At 71.9% G+C, this 19,492-nt stretch carries 19 protein-coding genes; 13 read left to right on the forward strand and 6 right to left on the reverse strand.

The window, feature by feature from the left end:
• Positions 1-81: 81 nt before the first annotated feature.
• Both ACF08W_RS18795 and ACF08W_RS18800 read left to right on the forward strand, forming a co-directional pair.
• Positions 82-2,655, forward strand: coding sequence for a DEAD/DEAH box helicase (locus ACF08W_RS18795; RefSeq protein ID WP_385213735.1), 2,574 nt, complete (start codon positions 82-84; stop codon positions 2,653-2,655).
• A 46-nt stretch (positions 2,656-2,701) separates the two neighbouring features.
• Positions 2,702-3,574: an acyl-CoA thioesterase gene (locus tag ACF08W_RS18800; RefSeq protein ID WP_385213738.1), complete on the forward strand. Its 873-nt coding sequence runs from the start codon at positions 2,702-2,704 to the stop codon at positions 3,572-3,574.
• A 15-nt stretch (positions 3,575-3,589) separates the two neighbouring features.
• Here the strand turns inward: ACF08W_RS18800 and ACF08W_RS18805 are convergent, their stop codons facing one another.
• Positions 3,590-3,835 carry a DUF6011 domain-containing protein gene (locus ACF08W_RS18805; protein WP_385213741.1) on the reverse strand — a complete coding sequence of 82 codons (246 nt, stop codon included), beginning with the start codon at positions 3,833-3,835 and terminating at the stop codon, positions 3,590-3,592.
• A 69-nt stretch (positions 3,836-3,904) separates the two neighbouring features.
• Between ACF08W_RS18805 and ACF08W_RS18810 the strand changes: the two genes are divergently transcribed.
• Positions 3,905-4,600: a hypothetical protein gene (locus ACF08W_RS18810; protein ID WP_392279887.1), complete on the forward strand. Its 696-nt coding sequence runs from the start codon at positions 3,905-3,907 to the stop codon at positions 4,598-4,600.
• A gap of 11 nt (positions 4,601-4,611) precedes the next feature.
• Here ACF08W_RS18810 and ACF08W_RS18815 read toward each other — a convergent pair whose 3' ends face one another.
• Together ACF08W_RS18815 and ACF08W_RS18820 are read right to left on the reverse strand one after the other, a co-directional pair.
• Positions 4,612-4,908 (reverse strand): SHOCT domain-containing protein, encoded by a 297-nt coding sequence (locus ACF08W_RS18815; protein WP_385213746.1) that lies wholly within the window; start codon positions 4,906-4,908, stop codon positions 4,612-4,614.
• A 35-nt stretch (positions 4,909-4,943) separates the two neighbouring features.
• Positions 4,944-5,393: a DUF6325 family protein gene (locus ACF08W_RS18820; RefSeq protein ID WP_392279888.1), complete on the reverse strand. Its 450-nt coding sequence runs from the start codon at positions 5,391-5,393 to the stop codon at positions 4,944-4,946.
• Positions 5,394-5,627: 234 nt separating this feature from the next.
• On the opposite strand from ACF08W_RS18820, the gene ACF08W_RS18825 reads away from it, so the two are divergent.
• From ACF08W_RS18825 to ACF08W_RS18835, 3 genes are all read left to right on the forward strand, one after another.
• On the forward strand, positions 5,628-7,400 hold the full coding sequence (locus ACF08W_RS18825; RefSeq protein ID WP_385213751.1) for a cation:proton antiporter: 1,773 nt from the start codon (positions 5,628-5,630) through the stop codon (positions 7,398-7,400).
• A gap of 64 nt (positions 7,401-7,464) precedes the next feature.
• A complete protein-coding gene (locus ACF08W_RS18830) occupies positions 7,465-7,995 on the forward strand; it encodes a GNAT family N-acetyltransferase (RefSeq protein WP_385213754.1) in 531 nt (176 codons plus the stop codon).
• A gap of 188 nt (positions 7,996-8,183) precedes the next feature.
• Complete coding sequence (locus ACF08W_RS18835; RefSeq protein ID WP_352274372.1) at positions 8,184-8,672, forward strand: glutathione peroxidase; 489 nt, start codon at positions 8,184-8,186, stop codon at positions 8,670-8,672.
• Between the two features lie 84 nt (positions 8,673-8,756).
• Here ACF08W_RS18835 and ACF08W_RS18840 read toward each other — a convergent pair whose 3' ends face one another.
• The gene (locus ACF08W_RS18840) at positions 8,757-9,986 is read right to left on the reverse strand and encodes an acyl-CoA dehydrogenase family protein (protein WP_352274371.1); all 1,230 of its coding nucleotides are present in this window, start codon (positions 9,984-9,986) and stop codon (positions 8,757-8,759) included.
• A gap of 173 nt (positions 9,987-10,159) precedes the next feature.
• Here ACF08W_RS18840 and ACF08W_RS18845 point away from each other — a divergent pair, with 173 nt between their 5' ends.
• Entirely contained in the window at positions 10,160-10,810 is a 651-nt protein-coding gene (locus tag ACF08W_RS18845) for a TetR family transcriptional regulator (RefSeq protein ID WP_352274370.1), read from the forward strand.
• 22 nt (positions 10,811-10,832) lie between these two features.
• Here ACF08W_RS18845 and def read toward each other — a convergent pair whose 3' ends face one another.
• The gene (gene def, locus ACF08W_RS18850; RefSeq protein ID WP_352274369.1) at positions 10,833-11,378 is read right to left on the reverse strand and encodes a peptide deformylase; all 546 of its coding nucleotides are present in this window, start codon (positions 11,376-11,378) and stop codon (positions 10,833-10,835) included.
• A 115-nt stretch (positions 11,379-11,493) separates the two neighbouring features.
• Here def and ACF08W_RS18855 point away from each other — a divergent pair, with 115 nt between their 5' ends.
• The 6 genes from ACF08W_RS18855 (at position 11,494) to ACF08W_RS18880 (ending at position 17,734) form a co-directional block, all read left to right on the forward strand.
• Entirely contained in the window at positions 11,494-12,732 is a 1,239-nt protein-coding gene (locus ACF08W_RS18855) for a MurT ligase domain-containing protein (RefSeq protein WP_352274368.1), read from the forward strand.
• Positions 12,733-12,766: 34 nt separating this feature from the next.
• The gene (locus ACF08W_RS18860; RefSeq protein ID WP_352274367.1) at positions 12,767-13,495 is read left to right on the forward strand and encodes a glutamine amidotransferase; all 729 of its coding nucleotides are present in this window, start codon (positions 12,767-12,769) and stop codon (positions 13,493-13,495) included.
• Positions 13,496-13,638: 143 nt separating this feature from the next.
• Entirely contained in the window at positions 13,639-14,667 is a 1,029-nt protein-coding gene (locus ACF08W_RS18865) for a 6-phosphofructokinase (protein WP_352274366.1), read from the forward strand.
• Between the two features lie 111 nt (positions 14,668-14,778).
• Positions 14,779-15,729: a cytochrome c oxidase assembly protein gene (locus ACF08W_RS18870; RefSeq protein ID WP_392279889.1), complete on the forward strand. Its 951-nt coding sequence runs from the start codon at positions 14,779-14,781 to the stop codon at positions 15,727-15,729.
• 66 nt (positions 15,730-15,795) lie between these two features.
• Positions 15,796-15,954 carry a hypothetical protein gene (locus tag ACF08W_RS18875; protein WP_352274364.1) on the forward strand — a complete coding sequence of 53 codons (159 nt, stop codon included), beginning with the start codon at positions 15,796-15,798 and terminating at the stop codon, positions 15,952-15,954.
• 421 nt (positions 15,955-16,375) lie between these two features.
• Positions 16,376-17,734: a glycoside hydrolase family 6 protein gene (locus ACF08W_RS18880; RefSeq protein ID WP_385213765.1), complete on the forward strand. Its 1,359-nt coding sequence runs from the start codon at positions 16,376-16,378 to the stop codon at positions 17,732-17,734.
• 91 nt (positions 17,735-17,825) lie between these two features.
• On the opposite strand, the gene ACF08W_RS18885 is transcribed toward ACF08W_RS18880, so the two are convergent.
• The gene (locus ACF08W_RS18885; protein WP_352274362.1) at positions 17,826-19,379 is read right to left on the reverse strand and encodes an alkaline phosphatase D family protein; all 1,554 of its coding nucleotides are present in this window, start codon (positions 19,377-19,379) and stop codon (positions 17,826-17,828) included.
• Positions 19,380-19,492 lie beyond the last annotated feature (113 nt).

Below are 19,492 nucleotides of genomic sequence, written 5' to 3' on the forward strand. Positions count from 1 at the left end.
TCTTCCCGCCCCCAAGAGTCTTTTCGCTTCGCCGCCATGGCCGCCCGGGCATGGCCGAGTTGAGTGCGAAGCGTATCGCTCATGATCTTCATACGGTCGTCCGGTTCCCTCATCCGGGCGGAAGGAAGGCAAGATGGGGGCGTGACCCTTATCGATCAGCTGCCCCCGACCGACGACCCCGACGCCCTTTTCGAGGCTTTCTCGTCATGGACCGAGAACCGGGGCATCACCCTCTATCCGGCCCAGGAGGAGGCGCTGATCGAGGTGGTCTCCGGCGCGAACGTGATCCTCTCCACCCCGACCGGCTCCGGGAAGAGCCTGGTCGCGGCGGGTGCGCACTTCACCGCGCTGGCCCAGGACAAGGTCACTTTCTACACCGCGCCGATCAAGGCGCTGGTCTCGGAGAAGTTCTTCGACCTGTGCAAGCTGTTCGGTACGGAGAACGTCGGCATGCTCACCGGCGACGCCTCGGTCAACGCCGACGCCCCGGTGATCTGCTGCACCGCCGAGGTGCTGGCCTCCATCGCGCTCCGTGACGGCAAGTACGCCGACATCGGCCAGGTCGTGATGGACGAGTTCCACTTCTACGCGGAGCCGGACCGCGGCTGGGCCTGGCAGATCCCGCTGCTGGAGCTTCCGCAGGCCCAGTTCGTCCTGATGTCGGCCACGCTCGGCGACGTCCGGATGTTCGAGGAGGACCTGACGCGCCGCACCGGCCGCCCCACCTCCGTGGTGCGCTCGGCGACCCGGCCGGTGCCGCTCAGCTACGAGTACCGGCTGACCCCGATCACCGAGACCCTGACCGAGCTGCTGGACACCCGGCAGTCGCCGGTCTACATCGTGCACTTCACGCAGGCCGCGGCGGTCGAGCGGGCCCAGTCGCTGATGAGCATCAACATGTGCACCAAGGAGGAGAAGGAGAAGATCGCCGATCTGATCGGCAACTTCCGCTTCACCACCAAGTTCGGCAAGAACCTCTCCCGCTACGTCCGGCACGGCATCGGGGTGCACCACGCCGGCATGCTGCCGAAGTACCGGCGGCTGGTGGAGAAGCTGGCCCAGGCCGGTCTGCTGAAGGTGATCTGCGGTACGGACACCCTCGGCGTCGGGGTCAACGTCCCGATCCGCACCGTGCTCTTCACCGCGCTCACCAAGTACGACGGGACGCGGGTCCGTACGCTGCGGGCCCGGGAGTTCCACCAGATCGCCGGCCGGGCGGGCCGGGCCGGGTTCGACACGGCGGGCTTCGTGGTGGCCCAGGCGCCCGAGCACGTCATCGAGAACGAGAAGGCCGTCAAGAAGGCGGGCGACGACCCGAAGAAGAAGCGCAAGGTGGTCCGCAAGAAGGCCCCCGAGGGCTTCGTCGCCTGGTCCGAGACCACCTTCGACAAGCTGATCCAGTCCGATCCGGAGCCGCTGACCTCCCGTTTCCGGGTCACGCACACCATGCTGCTGTCCGTGATCGCCCGCCCCGGCAACGCCTTCGAGGCGATGCGGCGGCTGCTGGAGGACAACCACGAGCCGCGCCGGGCGCAGCTGCGGCACATCCGGCGGGCCATCGCGATCTACCGTTCGCTGCTGGACGGCGGTGTGGTGGAGCAGCTCGACGCGCCGGACGCGGAGGGCCGCATCGTCCGGCTCACGGTCGATCTCCAGCAGGACTTCGCGCTCAACCAGCCGCTGTCCACCTTCGCGCTGGCCGCGTTCGACCTGCTGGACCCGGACTCGCCCTCGTACGCGCTGGACATGGTCTCCGTGGTGGAGTCGACGCTGGACGACCCCCGGCAGATCCTGGCCGCGCAGCAGAACAAGGCGCGCGGCGAGGCCGTGGGGCGGATGAAGGCGGACGGGGTCGAGTACGAGGAGCGGATGGAGCTGCTCCAGGAGGTCACGTACCCGAAGCCGCTGAGCGAGCTGCTGTGGCACGCGTACGACGTGTACCGCAGGAGCCACCCGTGGGTGGGCGACCATCCGGTGTCGCCGAAGTCCGTCATCCGCGACATGTACGAACGCGCCATGACGTTCACCGAGTTCACCTCGCACTACGAGCTGGCCCGGACCGAGGGCATCGTGCTGCGGTATCTGGCGAGCGCGTACAAGGCGCTGGAGCACACCATTCCGGACGACCTCAAGTCCGAGGACCTGGAGGATCTGATCGCCTGGCTGGGCGAGATGGTGCGCCAGGTGGACTCCAGCCTGCTCGACGAGTGGGAGCAGCTGGCCAACCCGGAGGTCGAGACCGCGGAGGAGGCCCAGGAGAAGGCCGACGAGGTGAAGCCGGTGACGGCGAACGCCCGCGCCTTCCGGGTGCTGGTCCGCAACGCGATGTTCCGCCGGGTGGAGCTGGCCGCGCTGGACCGGGTGGACGAGCTGGGCGAGCTGGACGGCGAAGCGGGCTGGGACGCGGACGCCTGGGGCGAGGCGATGGACGCCTACTGGGACGAGTACGAGGATCTGGGCACCGGCCCGGACGCCCGGGGCCCGAAGCTGCTGCGGATCGAGGAGGACCCGGCGCACGGGCTGTGGCGGGTGCGGCAGAGCTTCGCCGACCCGAACGGCGACCACGACTGGGGCATCAGCGCGGAGATCGATCTGGCCGCCTCCGACGAGGAGGGCCGGGCCGTCGTCAGGGTCACCTCCGTGGGGCAGCTGTGATCCGTGGGGCGGCTGTGGGACGGGAGCGGAAGTGGAGGGGAACCGTATGACGAATCCCGCCGAGCGTCTGGTCGATCTGCTCGACCTGGAACGCATCGAGGTGGACATCTTCCGGGGGCGCAGCCCCCACGAGTCGCTCCAGCGGGTCTTCGGCGGCCAGGTCGCCGGGCAGGCGCTGGTCGCGGCGGGCCGGACCACCGACGGCGACCGGCCGGTCCATTCGCTGCACGCGTACTTCCTGCGGCCGGGGCGGCCGGGGGTGCCGATCGTGTACCAGGTGGAGCGCGTCCGGGACGGCCGGTCGTTCACCACCCGCCGGGTCACGGCGATCCAGCAGGGCCGGACGATCTTCAACCTGACCGCGTCCTTCCACCGTCCGGAGGAGGCGGGCTTCGAGCACCAGCTGCCGCCGTCCCGCGAGGTCCCGGATCCCGAGGGGCTGCCGACCGTCGCCGAGGAGGTCCGTGAGCACCTGGGCGCGCTGCCGGAGGCGCTGGAGCGGATGGCCCGGCGCCAGCCCTTCGACATCCGGTACGTCGACCGGCTGCGGTGGACGGAGGAGGAGGTCAGGGACGCCGACCCGCGCAGCGCGGTGTGGATGCGGGCGGTCGGTCCGCTGGGCGACGACCCGCTGGTGCACACCTGCGCGCTGACGTACGCGAGCGACATGACGCTGCTGGACGCCGTCCGCATCCCGGTGGAGCCGCTGTGGGGTCCGCGCGGCTTCGACATGGCCTCCCTGGACCACGCCATGTGGTTCCACCGGCCGTTCCGGGCCGACGAGTGGTTCCTGTACGACCAGGAGTCGCCGGTCGCCACCGGTGGGCGGGGGCTGGCGCGCGGGCGGATCTACGACCGCGACGGCCATCTGCTGGTGTCCGTGGTACAGGAGGGGCTGTTCCGGCGGCTGGGGTCGTAGGACACGTCCGGCGGATCAGGTGCCGGGCAGCGGGTCCTGTTCGACCTCGTGGCGGCGGGTGCGGATGTCCGGGGGCGCCGGGTGGAGCTTGGCGTCGCAGGCGGGGCCGAGGCCCGTGCGGCGTGAAGCCGTACCGGTGAGCGGACGGCCGCACAGGCGGCAGCGCACCACCCTGCGCCGGGCGGCGGGTTCGTCCGGCGCGTCCCCGGTCGGGGCGCCGGGGGCGGGGAGGGGCTCGGGGAAGAGCTCGGCGGATTCCACGCGTCGATCTTCCCAGGCCGTCCGTCGCCCGTGCGACGTCGGAGCGGAGCAGAGGGAGGGAATCGGCGAGTGAGCAGGGTGGTGACGCTGCGGCGGGCCACGGCGGCGGAGGGGGACGTCGGCCATGTCGTCGAGCTGGCCCACTCGGCCGGCGGCGGGCCCCGGGTCGTGGCCCATGTGGAGCGCGAACTCCCGGAGGGCGGGATACCCGCGTACCTCGCGGCCCGCAAGTCGGGGGCGCGGTCCTTCGTGCTCTGGGCCGACCCCGGACGCCGGACCCGGATGGCCACCGTGGTCACCGCCTCCGCGACACACGGCGTCGCGACGTACCGGGTGCTGGACACCCACGGCGGGCTCATCGGCACCGTGGTCCGCGAGCAGGCCCTCCGCGGGAAGGGGCTGCGGACCCGCTGGACGGTCGCGCAGGCGGGCTGCCCGGAAGCGGTCGGCTACAAGGGCCGCGTCTTCTGGTGGTACGTGTGGTGGCTGCTGTCCGGCGTCCAGGTGGCGATCGCGGTGGGCAGTCTGCTGAACGACGGGGGCGAGGTGGCGCGCGGGCCCCGGCGCGTCGTCTGGCGGGCCGGTGGCGAGGTGCCGTTGGAGTTCCGCTCGGACGGCGACGAGATCCAGGTGCGCGCGCACTGGGTCGACCAGCGGCTCGCGGCGGCCCTGAGCGCCCTGATCCGCTCCTTCGACGGCTGGCTGGGCTCGCCCTGGGACGACGAGAAGGAGGAGCGGAAGAGGACCGGGAGGGCGAAGAAGTAGCCGGGTGCCGGTCAGGTGGCGAGGATGCGGGCCTTCTGGGCCTCGAACTCGCTCTGGGTCAGTACGCCCTGGCTCCTGAGGTCGCCGAGCTCCTTGAGCTGGGCGATCTTGTTGCTCATCTCGTCCTCCGGCGCGACGGTGGTGGGCGCCGGCGGCGGTGGCGCTGCCTGATAGCCCGCCTCCTGGCCGCGCAGGGCGTCCTGTTCGGCCCAGCGGCCCGCCTGGCGCCGGGAGACCCGGTTGGAGACGGAGGTGGCGGTTCCGGCGATCACCGCGGTGCGGGCGACGCCGCGAAGCAGTCCTGGCATGGTGCGTTCTCCTCTGGCCGGCTCGTGTGGGCGGTTCAGGACCTGGCCGCGGCCTCGGCGGCGTCCAGGGAGGCGAGGACCTCCTGGAGCGGGATGCGCCCGCCCGCCACGATGCGTCCGCCGGAGCGGCGCAGGGCGGCGGCGAACGGCCCGGCCCAGGTGTTCTCGTAGACGACGATCCCGGCGGAGCTGCCCGGTTCGAGGACGGCGCCCACCTCGTCGATGTCGTCGCGGCCCACCAGCCCGGAGGAGACTCCCTCGAAGACGGCCAGTCCGTCGTGGCCGTCCCCGGTCAGCTCGGCGAGCTCCACCCCCGCGACCGTGCCGTCCCGGTCCTTCCTGACGAAGACCAGGTCCAGGATGCGGATGATGCCCCGGTCGACCAGATCGACCAGGAGCGGCAGTCCCTCGCCCGTCATCCGGTTTCCCGGGAACTCGACCACCAGGTAGTCGACCGGCCCCGTCTCGTCGGTCTCGCTGCTCACACCGGCTCCTTGGCGTCTCGACCGCCCCGGGTCGGGCCCGGGGCCTGTGCCCTGGTCATTGGAACAGGGGGCGGGCCGGTACGCATCTCGGCCGTGGCCGGGACCCCGGTGCGGGCCGGTTGCTCCGTCGGAGGGACGACGGGTCCTCCCGATGGCCGAGCGGTGCGAGCCGCGCCCGGCGCCGGTGCCGGGGTGCGGCGATGATCGCGCCTGCGCTGCGGAGGAGGGACGGGCATGACGGCCGATCAGGTCATGGTGGGGGCGGGTCTGATCGTGGTGCTCGCGGTCGGCTCGCAGGTGCTGGCGAGCCGGCTGCGGGTGCCCCCGCTGCTGGTTTTGTTGCCGGTGGGGTTCGTCGCCGGTGCGCTGACGGACACCGTCCATCCGGACAAGCTGCTCGGCGGGGCCTTCTCCCCGCTGGTCTCGCTCGCGGTGGCGGTGATCCTCTACGAGGCGGGGCTCGGCCTGGAACCGGCCCGGCTGCGGGGTGACACCCGGCGGGTGGTGGTGCGGCTGCTCTGGTTGGGGACGCTGGTCACCTGGATCTCCGGCGCGCTGTTCGCGGCACCGGTGCTGGGCATGTCCAAGGGCGCGGCGGTGATGCTGGGGGCGATCCTGGTGGTGTCCGGGCCGACGGTCGTCGGGCCGCTGCTCAATTTCGTACGGCCCCGGGAGCGGGTGCGGCGGGTGCTCCTCTGGGAGGGCGCGCTGATCGATCCGGTCGGCGGCATCCTGGGGGCGTTGGTCTTCCATGCGGTGGCCGCCGACGAGGTCAGGGGGTTCGGGGGCCAGGTGGAGCAGTTCTCGGCCAGTGCGGCGGTCGGGGTGCTGGGCGGGGTGGTCGGGGCCGGGCTGCTGTGGCTGCTGCTGCGCCGCGTCCGGCTCACCGAGGAGCTGGCGGCGTCGGCGCAGATCGCCGCGGTGGTCGGGGTGGCGGCCGTGTGCGACGCGGTCCGGGAGGACACCGGGCTCATCTCCGCGATCGTGATGGGCGTGGCCATGGCCAATCTGCCGGGGCTGGACCTCCCGGCCCGGCGGCCGTTCCTGGACACCCTGGTCTCGCTGATCATCGGCCTGCTGTTCGTCTCGATCTCGGCCACGGTCACCCCCGCCTCGCTGCGCCATGTGGTGCTGCCCGCGCTCGCCCTGTCCGCCTTCCTGGTGCTGGTCGTGCGTCCGTCGGTGGCGCTGCTGTCGACGGCCGGCACCGGGGTGCGGGGCGGGGAGCGGTGGTTCATCGGGTGGATGGCCCCGCGCGGCATCGTCGCCGCCGCGACCGCCGCCACGTTCTCGCAGACCCTGGTGGCGCGGGGCGTCGGCGGCGCGGAGCGGATCCTGCCCGCGACGTTCGTGGTGATCGTCGCGACCGTCACGCTGTACGGGCTGACGGCGTTTCCGGTGGCCCGGTGGCTGGGGGTGCTGCGTCCCTCGCGTTCCCGGCCGTTGCTGGTCGGCGGTGAGCCGTGGGCGGTCGATCTGGGGCTGGCGCTGCGCTCGGCGGGGCTGGACGTGCTGATGTGGGCGGGCGCCGGGCGGCAGCGGACGCGGATCGAGGAGGCAGGGCTGCGACTGGCCCCGGGCGAACTGCTCGCGGCGGCCTCCGGTGCGGGGGCGGAGCTGGAGGGGATCACGGGGGTGCTGCTGCTCACCGGGGAGGACGACTTCAACGCGCTCGCCGCGATGACGCTCCGGGAGAGCGTCGAGGGCCGGGTGCACCGCCTCGCCCCCGCCGCGGGCGACCAGGGCGTGGTGGCGCCGTACACCGGGGGCGAGCCGCTGTTCCGTCCCGGGCTGACCGGACCGGAGCTGGCCCGCCGGTACGAGGCCGGGGCCCGGGTGCTGGCGCGACGGGCCGACGGGGCCGTCCCGGCGGGCCACGAGGTGCTGTTCGTGGTCCGCGCGGACGGCGGCCTCGACCCGGTCACCCGGACCGGTGTCCCCGAGCCCCGGCCGGGCGACACCGCCGTGCTCCTCGCTCCCCCGCCCGCCGCACCGGGTGCCGCGTGAGGCCCGGGGCACGGCGATGATGGTTCCCGACGACGACCGCGACCCCCGCGAAAGGACCCCGCGCATGACCGAGATCGTTCCGGTGAGCGGACCCGAACTGATCACCTATGCCGACGAGTTGGCCGCGCTCCTGATCGACGCCGTGGCGGACGGCGCGTCGGTGGGCTTCCTCGCTCCGCTGGACCGGGCGGCGGCCGCCGCCTGGTGGCGGGAGCGGGCCGGGAGCGTCGAGGACGGGCCGCTGCGGATCTGGATCGCCCGGGACGGCGAACGGATCGCCGGGACCATCAGCCTGACGCGGGCCACCCTGCCCAACGCCCGCCACCGCGCGGAGGTCGCCAAGCTGATGGTGCGCGGCTCGGCCCGCAGCCAGGGGCTGGGCCGGGCGCTGCTGGACACCGCGGAGCGGTCGGCCGCCGACGCGGGAATCTCCCTGTTGGTCCTGGACACCGAGAGCGGAAGCCCGGCCGAGCGGCTCTACCGTGCCGCGGGCTGGACGGAGTGCGGCTCGATCCCGGGCTACGCGGCGGACCCGACCGGGGTGCTGCGTCCGACGACGCTCTACTACAAGGAGATCGGTCCGGTCCCCCTCTGAGGGCCCGAACTCCAGTATGGGGAACGGCAGTTCGTCGCATCCGTCCGCCCGGCCGCCGGGGTCGGTGCCGGAGCGGGAACACGCAGGCAGGAGGCGTACCGGCGCCCCGGCGGCCGGGCGACCGGCTTCCGACGGGTCGTCCGGGACGGGACAATGATCCCGGTAGCCATACCTATGAGGAGACCCACATGACGCTGCACGACATCCCCCTGCGCACCCTCACCGGCGAGCCCACCTCCCTGGCCGACTACCGCGACAAGGCGGTCCTCCTGGTGAACGTCGCGTCCCAGTGCGGGCTCACTCCGCAGTACGCGGGCCTGGAAAGGCTCCAGAAGGCCTACGGCGGGCGCGGATTCACCGTGCTCGGCGTGCCCTGCAACCAGTTCGCGGGCCAGGAGCCGGGGACGGCGGAGGAGATCGGGACCTTCTGCTCGACGACCTACGGCGTCACCTTCCCGCTGCTGGAGAAGACCGAGGTGAACGGCGAGGGCCGGCACCCGCTCTACGCGGAGCTGACCCAGCTGGCCGACGCGGACGGCGAGGCCGGTGACGTCCAGTGGAACTTCGAGAAGTTCCTCATCTCCCCGGCCGGGCTGCCGGTCGCGCGGCTGCGCCCGGGTACGGACCCGGAGGCTCCGGAACTCGTCGCGGCCATCGAGGCGCAGCTGCCCTCCTGACCCGTCGTACGCCCGGCCGCCGGGCGGGTCCGGAAGTCCGGTCCCGCCCGGCGGCCGGGTCGGTTCGCGCGGGGTGGCGTGCGGTCAGCGGATCGGCATGCCGGAGAGGGTGCGGGCGATGACCAGGCGCTGGATCTCGCTGGTGCCCTCGAAGATGGTGTAGATCGCCGCGTCCCGGTGCATCCGCTCCACCGGGTACTCCCGGGTGAAGCCGTTGCCGCCGAGGATCTGGATGGCCTGGGCGGTGACCTTCTTGGCCGTCTCGCTCGCGTACAGCTTGGACATGGAGCCCTCGGCCGAGGTGAACGGCTTGCCGGTGGTCGCCATCCAGGAGGCGCGCCAGACCAGCAGCCGGGCCGCGTCGATCTGCGTCCGCATGTCGGCGAGCTGGAAGGCGACGCCCTGGTTGTCGATGATCGGGCGGCCGAACTGGGTGCGCGTCTTCGCGTAGTCCAGCGCCACCTCGTACGCCGCGCGGGCGGTGCCGACCGCCATCGCGCCGACCGCCGGGCGGGACGCCTCGAAGGTGGCCATCGCGGCGTTCTTCACCCGCTCGCCGCCACCGGCCTTGGCGCGCTCGCGGGCCCGCGCCAGGCGCTCGTCGAGCTTCCCCTTGCCGCCGAGCAGGCAGTGGCCGGGCACCCGTACGTCCTCCAGGACGACCTCGGCGGTGTGCGAGGCGCGGATGCCGTGCTTCTTGAACTTCTGGCCCTGGGACAGGCCGGGGGTGTTCGGCGGCACGATGAAGGAGGCGTGGCCCTTGGAGCCCAGCTCCGGGTCGACCACGGCGACGACCACGTGGACGTTGGCGATGCCGCCGTTGGTCGCCCAGGTCTTGGTGCCGTTCAGCACCCATTCGTCCTTGGCCTCGTCGTAGACCGCCCGGGTGCGCATCGAGGCGACGTCGGAGCCCGCGTCCGGCTCGGAGGAGCAGAAGGCGGCGACCTTGACGTCCTCGGCGTCGCCGTACATCTGCGGTATCCAGGTACCGATCTGCTCCTCGGTGCCGTTGGCGAGGACGCCGACGGCCGCCAGGCCGGTGCCGACGATGGAGAGGGCGATGCCCGCGTCCCCCCAGAAGAGCTCCTCCATCGCCATCGGGATGCCGAGTCCCGTCGGGTCGAAGAACTGCTGGGCGTAGAAGTCGAGGGAGTAGATGCCGACCTTGGCGGCCTCCTGGATGACCGGCCAGGGCGTTTCCTCGCGCTCGTCCCACTCCGAGGCCGCCGGACGGATCACGTCCGCGGCGAAGCCGTGAAGCCAGTCACGGACCTGCTTCTGGTCGTCGTTGAGTTCGAGCGTGAACTCCGCCATCTTCCCCTCCACGTACTGCTGTGAAAAACCACTCGTTACTTGCGGTAACCGCAGTCTGTTACCGACAAGTAGCCTCTGTCAACCGCCCCGGTCCCCATCCGCGCCGAGCTGGGCGGAGTGTTACGTTGCGCAGGCAGGACGCAGGCGCACGGCCAGGGGCGGGGAGAGACGACATGGAGAGCACACGACAGGCGGAGCGCCAGCGGACGGCGGCCGAGAACCGCCGCCGCGAGTTGCTCGAAGCCGCCGACCGCGTGGTGCTCAGGGACGGCCCCGGGGCCTCGATGAACGCCATCGCGGCGGAGGCGGGCATCACCAAGCCCATCCTCTACCGGCACTTCGGGGACAAGGGCGGCCTCTACCGCGCCCTCGCCAAGCGCCACACCGACGCCCTGCTGGTCGCCCTGCGCGCCGCGCTCGACGCCCCCTCCGACCGTCGTCGGCGCGTCGAGTCGACGCTCGACACCTACCTCGCGGCCATCGAGGCCCGCCCGCAGGTCTACCGCTTCCTGATGCACCCGTCCGACGACGCGGCCCCCTCGGCGGAGCACGGTTTCGACGTCGGACGGCACTCGGCCCCGCTGCTGCGTCGGCTCGGCGAGGAGCTCGCCCAGGTGATCGCCGAGCGGGTGGACCTGGGGCCGGACAGCGCGGCCATGGCCCGCATCTGGGGTCACGGCATCGTCGGCATGATGCACGCCGCGGGCGACTGGTGGCTGGGGGAACGGCCGTGCTCCCGCGAACAGTTGGTCCGCAGCCTGGCCGACCTGCTGTGGGGCGGGGTGGCCGCGGCGGCCGACCGGCCGGGCGGCCCCGGCTTCTGAGACCGCGGCGCGCCGGAGGCGGTCAGCCCTCGCGCGCCCAGGGCGCCCGGCCGGCCGCGCGCAGCGCCCTGCGGCGGCGCAGTCCGGTCAACCGGTCGGTGTAGACGGTGCCTTCGAGATGGTCGCACTCGTGCTGGAGGCAGCGCGCGAAGAAACCGGTGCCGGTGACCCGGACCGGCTCACCGGTCACCGTGACTCCCTCGACGACGGCCCGGTCGAAGCGCTCGGTGCCCGCCTCGATGCCCGGCAGCGAGAGGCAGCCCTCCGGACCGCGCACGGTGACGCCGTCGGCCTCGACGAGCCTCGGGTTGACCAGGTGGCCGAGATGGCGCACCTCGTCGTCGTCCGGACAGTCGTAGACGAACACCCGCAGCGGGACGCCGATCTGGTTGGCCGCGAGGCCCACGCCCTCGGCCGCGTACATGGTGGCGTACATGTCCTCGACGAGCCGGGCGAGCGGGGGGCCGAACTCCGTGACGGGTTCGCATGCCTGGTGGAGCACCGGATCGCCGAGCAGACTCATGGCACGAATCAGTCCGGAACTGCCGGGGATCGGGCGGTTTCGCATGCCCGCAATCGTACGTTCCGCAGGTGCCCGGCCCTCGCGGCGGTGCCAGGGTGCGGCCTTCGCTCCGGACATCGATAGGCTGGGCGGCGGACCGATGCAAGGAGGATCTAGGACGATGGCAGGCAACACGGAGCCGCTGTCGCCACGGGCCAAGCTGGCCGTGACGGCGGGCAAAGCCGCGGCGGCGGTCTCACGCGCCGCGGGGCGCGGCAGCGGATCGGTGATCGGCGGCCGGGTGGCGCTCAAGCTCGACCCCGACCTGCTGGGGCGGCTGGCGCAGCACCTGGACGTGATCCTCGTGTCGGCGACGAACGGCAAGACGACGACGACCCGGCTGATCGCCGAGGCGCTGCGGGCCGCCGGCCCGGTCGTGTCGAACGCGCTCGGGGCGAACATGCCCGCGGGCATCACCTCGGCGCTGGCGGGCGGCTCGGACGCGCAGTACGGCGTGATCGAGGTCGACGAGAAGTACCTCGCCGGGGTCGCCCGCGACACCACGCCCAAGGTGATCGCGCTGCTCAACCTCTCCCGCGACCAGCTGGACCGCGCGGCGGAGACCCGGATGCTGGCGGAGAAGTGGCGTGAGGGGCTGTCCGGTTCGAAGGCCGTGATCGTGGCCAACGCCGACGACCCGCTGATCGTCTGGGCCGCCTCCTCCTCCCCCAACGTGGTGTGGGTGGCGGCCGGCCAGGCGTGGAAGGACGACGCCTGGTCCTGCCCCTCCTGCGGCGGTGTCATGCAGCGTCCGGGCGACGACTGGTTCTGCGGCGAGTGCGGATTCCGCCGGCCCGCCCCGAGCTGGGTGCTGCACGGCGACTACGTCCTGGACCCGCACGGTTCGGCCTGGCCGATCCACCTCCAGCTCCCCGGCCGCGCCAACAAGGCCAACGCCACCAGCTCCGCCGCCGTGGCCGCCGTCTTCGGTGTGCCGCCGCAGGTCGCGCTGGAGCGCATGTACCAGGTGCAGGCGGTGGCCGGCCGGTACGACGTGGTGTCCTTCCTCGGCCGTGAGCTGCGGCTGCTGCTGGCGAAGAACCCGGCGGGCTGGCTGGAGACGTTCTCGCTGATCGACCCGCCGCCCACGCCGGTGATCCTCTCCGTCAACGCGCGCGGCGCCGACGGCACGGACACCTCCTGGCTGTGGGACGTGGACTACACCCAGCTGGCCGGGCACCCGATCTTCGTGCTCGGCGACCGCAAGCTGGACCTGGCGGTCCGCCTCGAAGTGGCCGGGCTCGACTTCCGGGTCTGCGAGACCCTGGACGAGGCCGTGCAGCAGGCCCCGCCCGGCCGCATCGAGGTCATCGCCAACTACACCGCTTTCCAGGATCTGCGCCGCCGTGTCGGCAACTGACCCCGGGCCCGGGCAACTCCGGAGAGGACGAAGCATGAGCAACAACGGTCTGCGCCTGGTCTGGGTCTACCCCGACCTGCTCAGCACCTACGGCGACCAGGGCAACGCCCTGGTGGTGGAGCGCCGGGCCCGGCAGCGCGGGCTCGACGTGCAGCGCGTCGACGTCCGCAGCGACCAGCCGGTTCCGACGTCCGGTGACATCTATCTGGTCGGCGGTGGCGAGGACCGGCCGCAGCGGCTGGCCGCGGAGCGGCTGCGCCGGGACGGCGGGCTCAGCCGGGCCGCGTCCAACGGCGCGATCATCTTCTCGGTCTGCGCGGGCTACCAGATCCTCGGCCACGAGTTCATCAACGACCTCGGCGAGCGCGAGCCCGGCCTCGGCCTGCTCGACGTGGTCTCCACCCGGGGCGAGGGCGCCCGGTGCGTCGGCGACGTACTGGCCGACATCGACCCGCAGCTCGGACTGCCGCCGCTGACCGGCTTCGAGAACCACCAGGGCGTCACCCACCTCGGCCCGACGGCCCGGCCGTTCGCCCGGGTGAAGCTCGGCCGGGGCAACGGCACCGGCGACGGCACCGAGGGCGCGTACAACGACACCGTCTTCGGTACGTACATGCACGGCCCCGTGATGGCGCGCAACCCGCAGATCGCGGACCTGCTGCTGAAGCTGGCCCTCGATGTCAACGCGCTGCCGCCCACGGACGACCGCTGGTACGAGGCGCTGCGCTCCGAGCGCATCGCGTCCGCGACACAGCCCGCCTGATGAGGCCGGATTCGCTCTTCTGAGCGGATTCCAGCAGGTGGACGCCTGGTTCGGTCCCGCCACCCCACGCCGGTAGGGTGGCGGGGAACCAGCCGGACGACGGGGTCCGGTCGTCGGCCCACGTTGCAAAGGTTTCCCGGGCAATGCGAATTGGTGTGCTCACCTCCGGCGGCGACTGCCCCGGCCTGAACGCCGTCATCCGTTCCGTCGTGCATCGCGCGGTGGTCGACCACGGCGACGAGGTCATCGGCTTCCACGACGGGTGGAAGGGGCTGCTGGAGTGCGACTACCGCAAGCTGGATCTCGACGCGGTGGGCGGCATCCTCGCCCTCGGCGGCACGATCCTCGGCTCCTCCCGGGTCCAGCCCGCCCATCTGCGCGGCGGTGTCGAGCAGGCCCGGGGCCATGTCGCCGACCTCGGTCTCGACGCGATCATCCCGATCGGCGGCGAGGGCACGCTGAAGGCGGCCAGTCTGCTCTCCGAGGCGGGCCTGCCGATCGTCGGCGTCCCGAAGACCATCGACAACGACATCGCCTCCACCGATGTGACCTTCGGCTTCGACACCGCCGTCGGGGTCGCGACGGAGGCGCTCGACCGGCTCAAGACGACCGCCGAATCGCACCAGCGGGTGCTGATCGTCGAGGTCATGGGCCGCCACACCGGCTGGATCGCCCTGCACTCGGGCATGGCGGCCGGTGCGCACGCCATCGTCGTGCCGGAGCGCCCCTTCGACATAGACGAGCTGACCGAGGTGGTCGGCAGGCGGTTCTCGGCCGGGAAGAAGTTCGCGATCGTGGTGGTCGCGGAGGGCGCCAAGCCGCGCCCCGGCTCGGCGATGGAGGTCGAGCAGGGCACCAAGGACATCTACGGGCACGAGCGGTTCGCCGGCATGGCGACCCGGCTCTCCTCCGAGCTGGAGCAGCGGCTCGGCAAGGAGGCCCGTCCGGTGATACTCGGCCACGTCCAGCGCGGCGGCACGCCGACCGCGTACGACCGGGTGCTCGCCACCCGCTTCGGCTGGCACGCCGTGGAGGCCGCGCACCGGGGAGAGTTCGGGATGATGACGGCGCTGCGCGGCACGGACATCGTGATGGCGCCGCTGAGCGGGGCCGTGGAGACGCTGAAGACCGTCCCGGCCGAGCGGTACGCCGAGGCCGAGTGCGTGCTCTGAGCGACACCCGCTTCCCTGCACTGCCCCCGGCCGCGAACGCGACCGGGGGCAGTTCTACTCTGGTCGGGACAACCGGCACGAAACGGGGAAGCCCCCGGCGGGAGTGAACAGATGGATCACAGCGGGCACGGCATGAACATGGACCTGCCGCCGTTCACGCTGGGACGAGGGCTCCAGTTCTCCGCGGACCCCTTCTTCCTCATCGGCTGCGTCCTCGCCATCGGCCTGTACGTGTACGCCGTACTGCGGCTGCGGGCACGCGGCGACGGCTGGCCGGTCGGCCGGACGGTGTTCTTCGTCATCGGCGTGCTGAGCATCGCCCTGGTGATGTGCACCAAGCTCAACGACTACGGCATGGTCATGTTCAGCGTGCACATGGTGCAGCACATGGTGATCAGCATGCTGTCGCCGATCCTGCTGCTGCTGGGCGCTCCGGTGACCCTGGCGCTGCGCGCGCTGCCGGTCGCGGGCCGCGGCCGGACCGGTCCGCGCGAGCTGCTGCTGAAGCTGCTGCACAGCCGGTACATGCGGGTGATCACGCATCCGGCCTTCACGATCCCGATGTTCATCGCGAGCCTGTACGCGCTGTACTTCACCCCGCTCTTCGACTTCCTGATGGGTTCGACCACCGGGCACATCGCGATGATGGTGCACTTCCTCGCGGTCGGCCTGGTCTTCTTCTGGCCCATCATGGGCGTCGACCCGGGACCGCACCGGCCCGGCTATGTGATGCGGATGCTGGAGCTGTTCGCCGGGATGCCGTTCCACGCCTTCTTCGGGATCGCGCTGATGATGGCGTCGACGCCGATGGTGGGGACGTACCAGCACCCGCCCGCCTCGCTGGGCATCGACGCGCTGAGCGACCAGAGCTGGGCAGGCGGGATCGCCTGGGCCTTCAGCGAGATCCCGTCGGTGCTGGTGCTGATCGCGCTCGTCTACCAGTGGTACCACTCCGAGCAGCGGATGGCGAAGCGCTCCGACCGGGCGGCCGACCGGGACGGCGACCAGGAGCTGGAGGCGTACAACGCGTATCTCGCCTCTTTGCAGGCGCGCGGGCAGTAGCGCCGGGGACGCCTCAGGGGTGACGATGGCCTTCACGGCCACCCGGCCGACGAGGAGGGTGCGGGCATGTCCGGATCCACGAAGGCCATGGGAGCGATCACCCTGGCGGCCCTGGTCGTGGTCACCGCCTACACGGTGGCCCTGGGCAGCAGCGGCTGGCTCTGGTTCGGGTGGGTGGTGCTCGGCCTGATCACCCTGGGGATGGCGGCGACGCGCGAATCCTGAGGCCGCCCCCTTCCGTCACGAAGCCCCCTTCATCCGTCGATGGAGGGGGCTTCGGGCATCCCGCGGGTCCCCGCCGCACGCCGGGTACCGAACGTTCTTCTCCGGTTCCCCGCCCACCTGCCGCGACCTGCGGTCCTTCCCCGCGCACCGGCCCCCGCCCCGCCCCCGGCGCGGAAGGCGTTGCGCTTCAACTCTTGACAGGTGCGTGACACCACGTCACCTTGGGAGCGCTCCCACAATCAAGACTCGCACACGGCGACGGCCGGACGACCGTCCCCGGGAGCATCCCTGAACGCCGGGTCCCACCCTCCCCGGGGCCCGGTACGGGCGGCGCTCCCCGAGCCGCCGCCCCGGTACGGCACCATCCCCGAGGCCCGTGGGCCGACCTCCCGCGGGCACCCGAGAGACATACGGAGCCGCAATGAGAAGGACAGGTACCACCTCCCACCGCGCACGCCGAAGGTCCGCCGCGCTCTGCGCCCTCGCCCTGGGCGCGGCGCTGACGGTCGCCCTCCCCGCACCGGCCTCGGCCGCGGCCCGGGTGGACAACCCCTACGTGGGGGCCACCCCGTACGTGAATCCCGACTGGTCGGCCAGGGCCGCCGCCGAACCGGGCGGCGGAGCCATCGCGAACGAGCCCTCGTTCGTCTGGATGGACCGCATCGCGGCGATCACGGGCACCAGCGGGGCACGCGGGCTGCGCGCGCACCTCGACACGGCGCTGGCCCAGGGCGCCGACCTCTTCCAGGTGGTCATCTACGACCTGCCGGGACGGGACTGCTCCGCCCTGGCCTCCAACGGCGAACTCGGCGCCACGGAGATCGACCGGTACAAGAACGAGTACATCGACCCCATCGCCGCCATCCTCGCCGACCCGGCCTACGCGGGCCTGCGCATCGTCGCCCTCATCGAGCCGGACTCGCTGCCGAACCTGGTGACCAACGCCGGCGGCTCGGACGGCTCCACCGCGGCCTGCGCGACCATGAAGGCGAACGGCAACTACGAGAAGGGGGTCGGCTACGCCCTGCACACCCTGGGCGCGATCCCGAACGTCTACAACTACGTCGACGCCGCCCACCACGGCTGGCTGGGCTGGGACTCCAACTTCACGCCGGCCGCGCAGGAGTTCAAGCGGGCCGCGACCACGGAGGGGGCGTCGGTCTCCGACGTGCACGGCTTCATCGTCAACACGGCCAACTACTCGGCCCTGAAGGAGCCCTACGTCAGGATCACCGACGCCGTGAACGGGACGACGGTGCGCCAGTCGAAGTGGGTGGACTGGAACTACTACGTCGACGAGCTGTCCTTCGCCCAGGCGTTCCGCACCGAGCTGGTGAACCAGGGCTTCGCCCCGGGCATCGGGATGCTGATCGACACGGCCCGCAACGGCTGGGGCGGTTCCGCCCGGCCCACCGCGGCGGGACCGCAGACCAGTGTGGACGCCTATGTCGACGGCGGCCGGGTGGACCGGCGGATCCACGCCGGGAACTGGTGCAACCAGAGCGGCGCGGGCGTCGGCGAGCGGCCGACCGCCGCCCCCGAACCCGGCATCGACGCGTACGTCTGGGCGAAGCCGCCGGGCGAGTCGGACGGCAACAGCCAGCCCGTCGACAACGACGAGGGCAAGGGCTTCGACCGGATGTGCGACCCGACGTACACCGGGAACGGGCGCAACGGCTACAACCCGTCGGGGGCCCTGCCGGGCGCCCCGCTGGCGGGCCACTGGTTCTCCGCGCAGTTCCAGGAGCTGCTGCGCAACGCCTACCCGCCGCTGGCCTGACCGCCGGCGTCGTCCGTCCGGGTCGTGGTGGGGGCCCGCCCGGACGCGGCCGCCCCCTGTCGCTCCGGCGGCGGGGGGCGGCCGCGTTTCCTCAGGCCCGCTGGAGCCCCGGGTGGCCGGACTCGGTCACGTAGGAGGTCCGGGTCGAGACCGGGGCGCCGGGGGTGGTGACGTACGGGAGGACCCGGAAGTCGGCCCGGCACCGCTCCCGGGTCAGTGAGCAGCGCACGTAACCGCGCTGGAAGTTGGTGAACTCAATGTGTTCGTTGGCCGCGAGCAGCTTGGCTCCGGAGGGGTCCAGGTCCATTCCGTCCTTGGTGGTGGAGATGGACGAGCCGACGAATTCGACGCCGAGCGTGCGCGAGCCCGGGTCGTCGAAGTCCTGCTTGAGGTTGGCGGCCAGATGGCGGTGCATGTCGCCGGTGAGGACGACGGGGTTGCTCACGTCGCGGTCGACGAGCTCCTTGAAGAGGCGTCGGCGGGCGTCCACGTAGCCGTCCCAGAAGTCCATCACGAAGGACTGGCCGGGGCCGGGGTCGGTGTCGACCTGGGTCACCGGGATCTGCTGCGAGATCATGTTCCACGTGGTGTCGGAGCGGCCGAGGCCCCGGTAGAGCCACTGCTCCTGCTCGGGGCCGAGGATGGTGCGGCCGGGGGTCAGCCGTTCGTCGCAGCCGCTCTTGGTGCCGTCGCCGCAGGGCTGGTCGTCACGGAAGAGCCGGGTGTCGAGGATGTGGAAGGTGGCCATCCGGCCGTAGCGCAGCCGCCGGTACATCCGGGCCTGGAATCCGTGCGGTTTGTTCGGGAGCCGCAGCGGCAGGTGCTCGTAGTACGCCTGGAAGGCGTCCGCGGCGCGCCGGCGGAAGACGGCCGGGTCCTGGTCGGGTTCGTTGTCGGTCTTGGACTTGTCGGCCGCCCAGTTGTCCTCGACCTCGTGGTCGTCCCAGACCAGGGCGAAGGGGTGGTTCTGGTGGGCGGCGATCAGGTCGGGGTCGAAGCGGTGCAGGGCGTGGCGGTTGCGGTACTGGACGAGGTCCATCGGCTCGGGGCGCAGCGCCGCGTCGACCGGGACCTTGCGGACGCCACCCATGGCGTCGATGGGGTTCTCGTAGATGTAGTCGCCGAGGTGCAGGACGAGGTCGACGTCCTCCTCGGCGAGATGCCGGTAGGCGGTGTAGAAGCCCTCGAACCAGGCCTGGCAGGAGACGAAGGCGAAGTCGACCTTCCGGGGCAGGCTGTTGGGCGGGGGCGCGGTGCGGGTGCGGCCGACGGGGCTGAGGACGCCGCCCGCCCGGAAGCGGTAGTAGTAGTGCCGGTCCGGCTGGAGCCCGGAGACCTCCACATGGACGGAGTGGGCGAGTTCGGGCACCGCCCGGGTCCGGCCGTGGCGGACCACATGGCGGAAGCGGTCGTCCCGGGCGACCTCCCACTGCACGTCGACGGCGTACGGCGGCATGCCCCCGCTGCTGTCGGGGGTGAGGGGGTGGGGGGCCAGCCGGGTCCACAGCACGACGCCGTCCGGCCACGGGTCGCCCGACGCCACCCCCAGAGCGAACGGGTTCTCGCGGAAGCGGCTGTCGCCCCAGGCCCGGCTCGCCGACATTCCGGCGGCGGCGAGGGCCATCCCGACGGTTCCGCCGAGCATCAATCGTCTTCCGAACACTCCAGTACCACCTGACCCACTGTTCATTTGCATGAAACTCGTCCCTTCGTCGAACGGAATTCCGTCCGGTACGAGGTGGGATCGGCGCGTGATTT

The organism is Streptomyces sp. NPDC015144 (assembly GCF_043079735.1).
In the GTDB taxonomy this organism is placed as follows: Bacteria; Actinomycetota; Actinomycetes; order Streptomycetales; family Streptomycetaceae; genus Streptomyces.

Excerpts from the sequence above, each read along its gene's own strand:
- ACF08W_RS18795 (WP_385213735.1), top strand. The coding sequence starts at position 82 with ATGATCTTCATACGGTCGTCCGGTTCCCTCATCCGGGCGGAAGGAAGG.
- ACF08W_RS18800 (WP_385213738.1), top strand. The coding sequence starts at position 2,702 with ATGACGAATCCCGCCGAGCGTCTGGTCGATCTGCTCGACCTGGAACGC.
- ACF08W_RS18815 (WP_385213746.1), bottom strand. The coding sequence starts at position 4,908 with ATGCCAGGACTGCTTCGCGGCGTCGCCCGCACCGCGGTGATCGCCGGA.
- ACF08W_RS18825 (WP_385213751.1), top strand. The coding sequence starts at position 5,628 with ATGACGGCCGATCAGGTCATGGTGGGGGCGGGTCTGATCGTGGTGCTC.
- ACF08W_RS18830 (WP_385213754.1), top strand. The coding sequence starts at position 7,465 with ATGACCGAGATCGTTCCGGTGAGCGGACCCGAACTGATCACCTATGCC.
- ACF08W_RS18835 (WP_352274372.1), top strand. The coding sequence starts at position 8,184 with ATGACGCTGCACGACATCCCCCTGCGCACCCTCACCGGCGAGCCCACC.
- ACF08W_RS18840 (WP_352274371.1), bottom strand. The coding sequence starts at position 9,986 with ATGGCGGAGTTCACGCTCGAACTCAACGACGACCAGAAGCAGGTCCGT.
- ACF08W_RS18845 (WP_352274370.1), top strand. The coding sequence starts at position 10,160 with ATGGAGAGCACACGACAGGCGGAGCGCCAGCGGACGGCGGCCGAGAAC.
- def (WP_352274369.1), bottom strand. The coding sequence starts at position 11,378 with ATGCGAAACCGCCCGATCCCCGGCAGTTCCGGACTGATTCGTGCCATG.
- ACF08W_RS18855 (WP_352274368.1), top strand. The coding sequence starts at position 11,494 with ATGGCAGGCAACACGGAGCCGCTGTCGCCACGGGCCAAGCTGGCCGTG.
- ACF08W_RS18860 (WP_352274367.1), top strand. The coding sequence starts at position 12,767 with ATGAGCAACAACGGTCTGCGCCTGGTCTGGGTCTACCCCGACCTGCTC.
- ACF08W_RS18865 (WP_352274366.1), top strand. The coding sequence starts at position 13,639 with ATGCGAATTGGTGTGCTCACCTCCGGCGGCGACTGCCCCGGCCTGAAC.
- ACF08W_RS18870 (WP_392279889.1), top strand. The coding sequence starts at position 14,779 with ATGGATCACAGCGGGCACGGCATGAACATGGACCTGCCGCCGTTCACG.
- ACF08W_RS18875 (WP_352274364.1), top strand. The coding sequence starts at position 15,796 with ATGTCCGGATCCACGAAGGCCATGGGAGCGATCACCCTGGCGGCCCTG.
- ACF08W_RS18880 (WP_385213765.1), top strand. The coding sequence starts at position 16,376 with ATGAGAAGGACAGGTACCACCTCCCACCGCGCACGCCGAAGGTCCGCC.
- ACF08W_RS18885 (WP_352274362.1), bottom strand. The coding sequence starts at position 19,379 with ATGCTCGGCGGAACCGTCGGGATGGCCCTCGCCGCCGCCGGAATGTCG.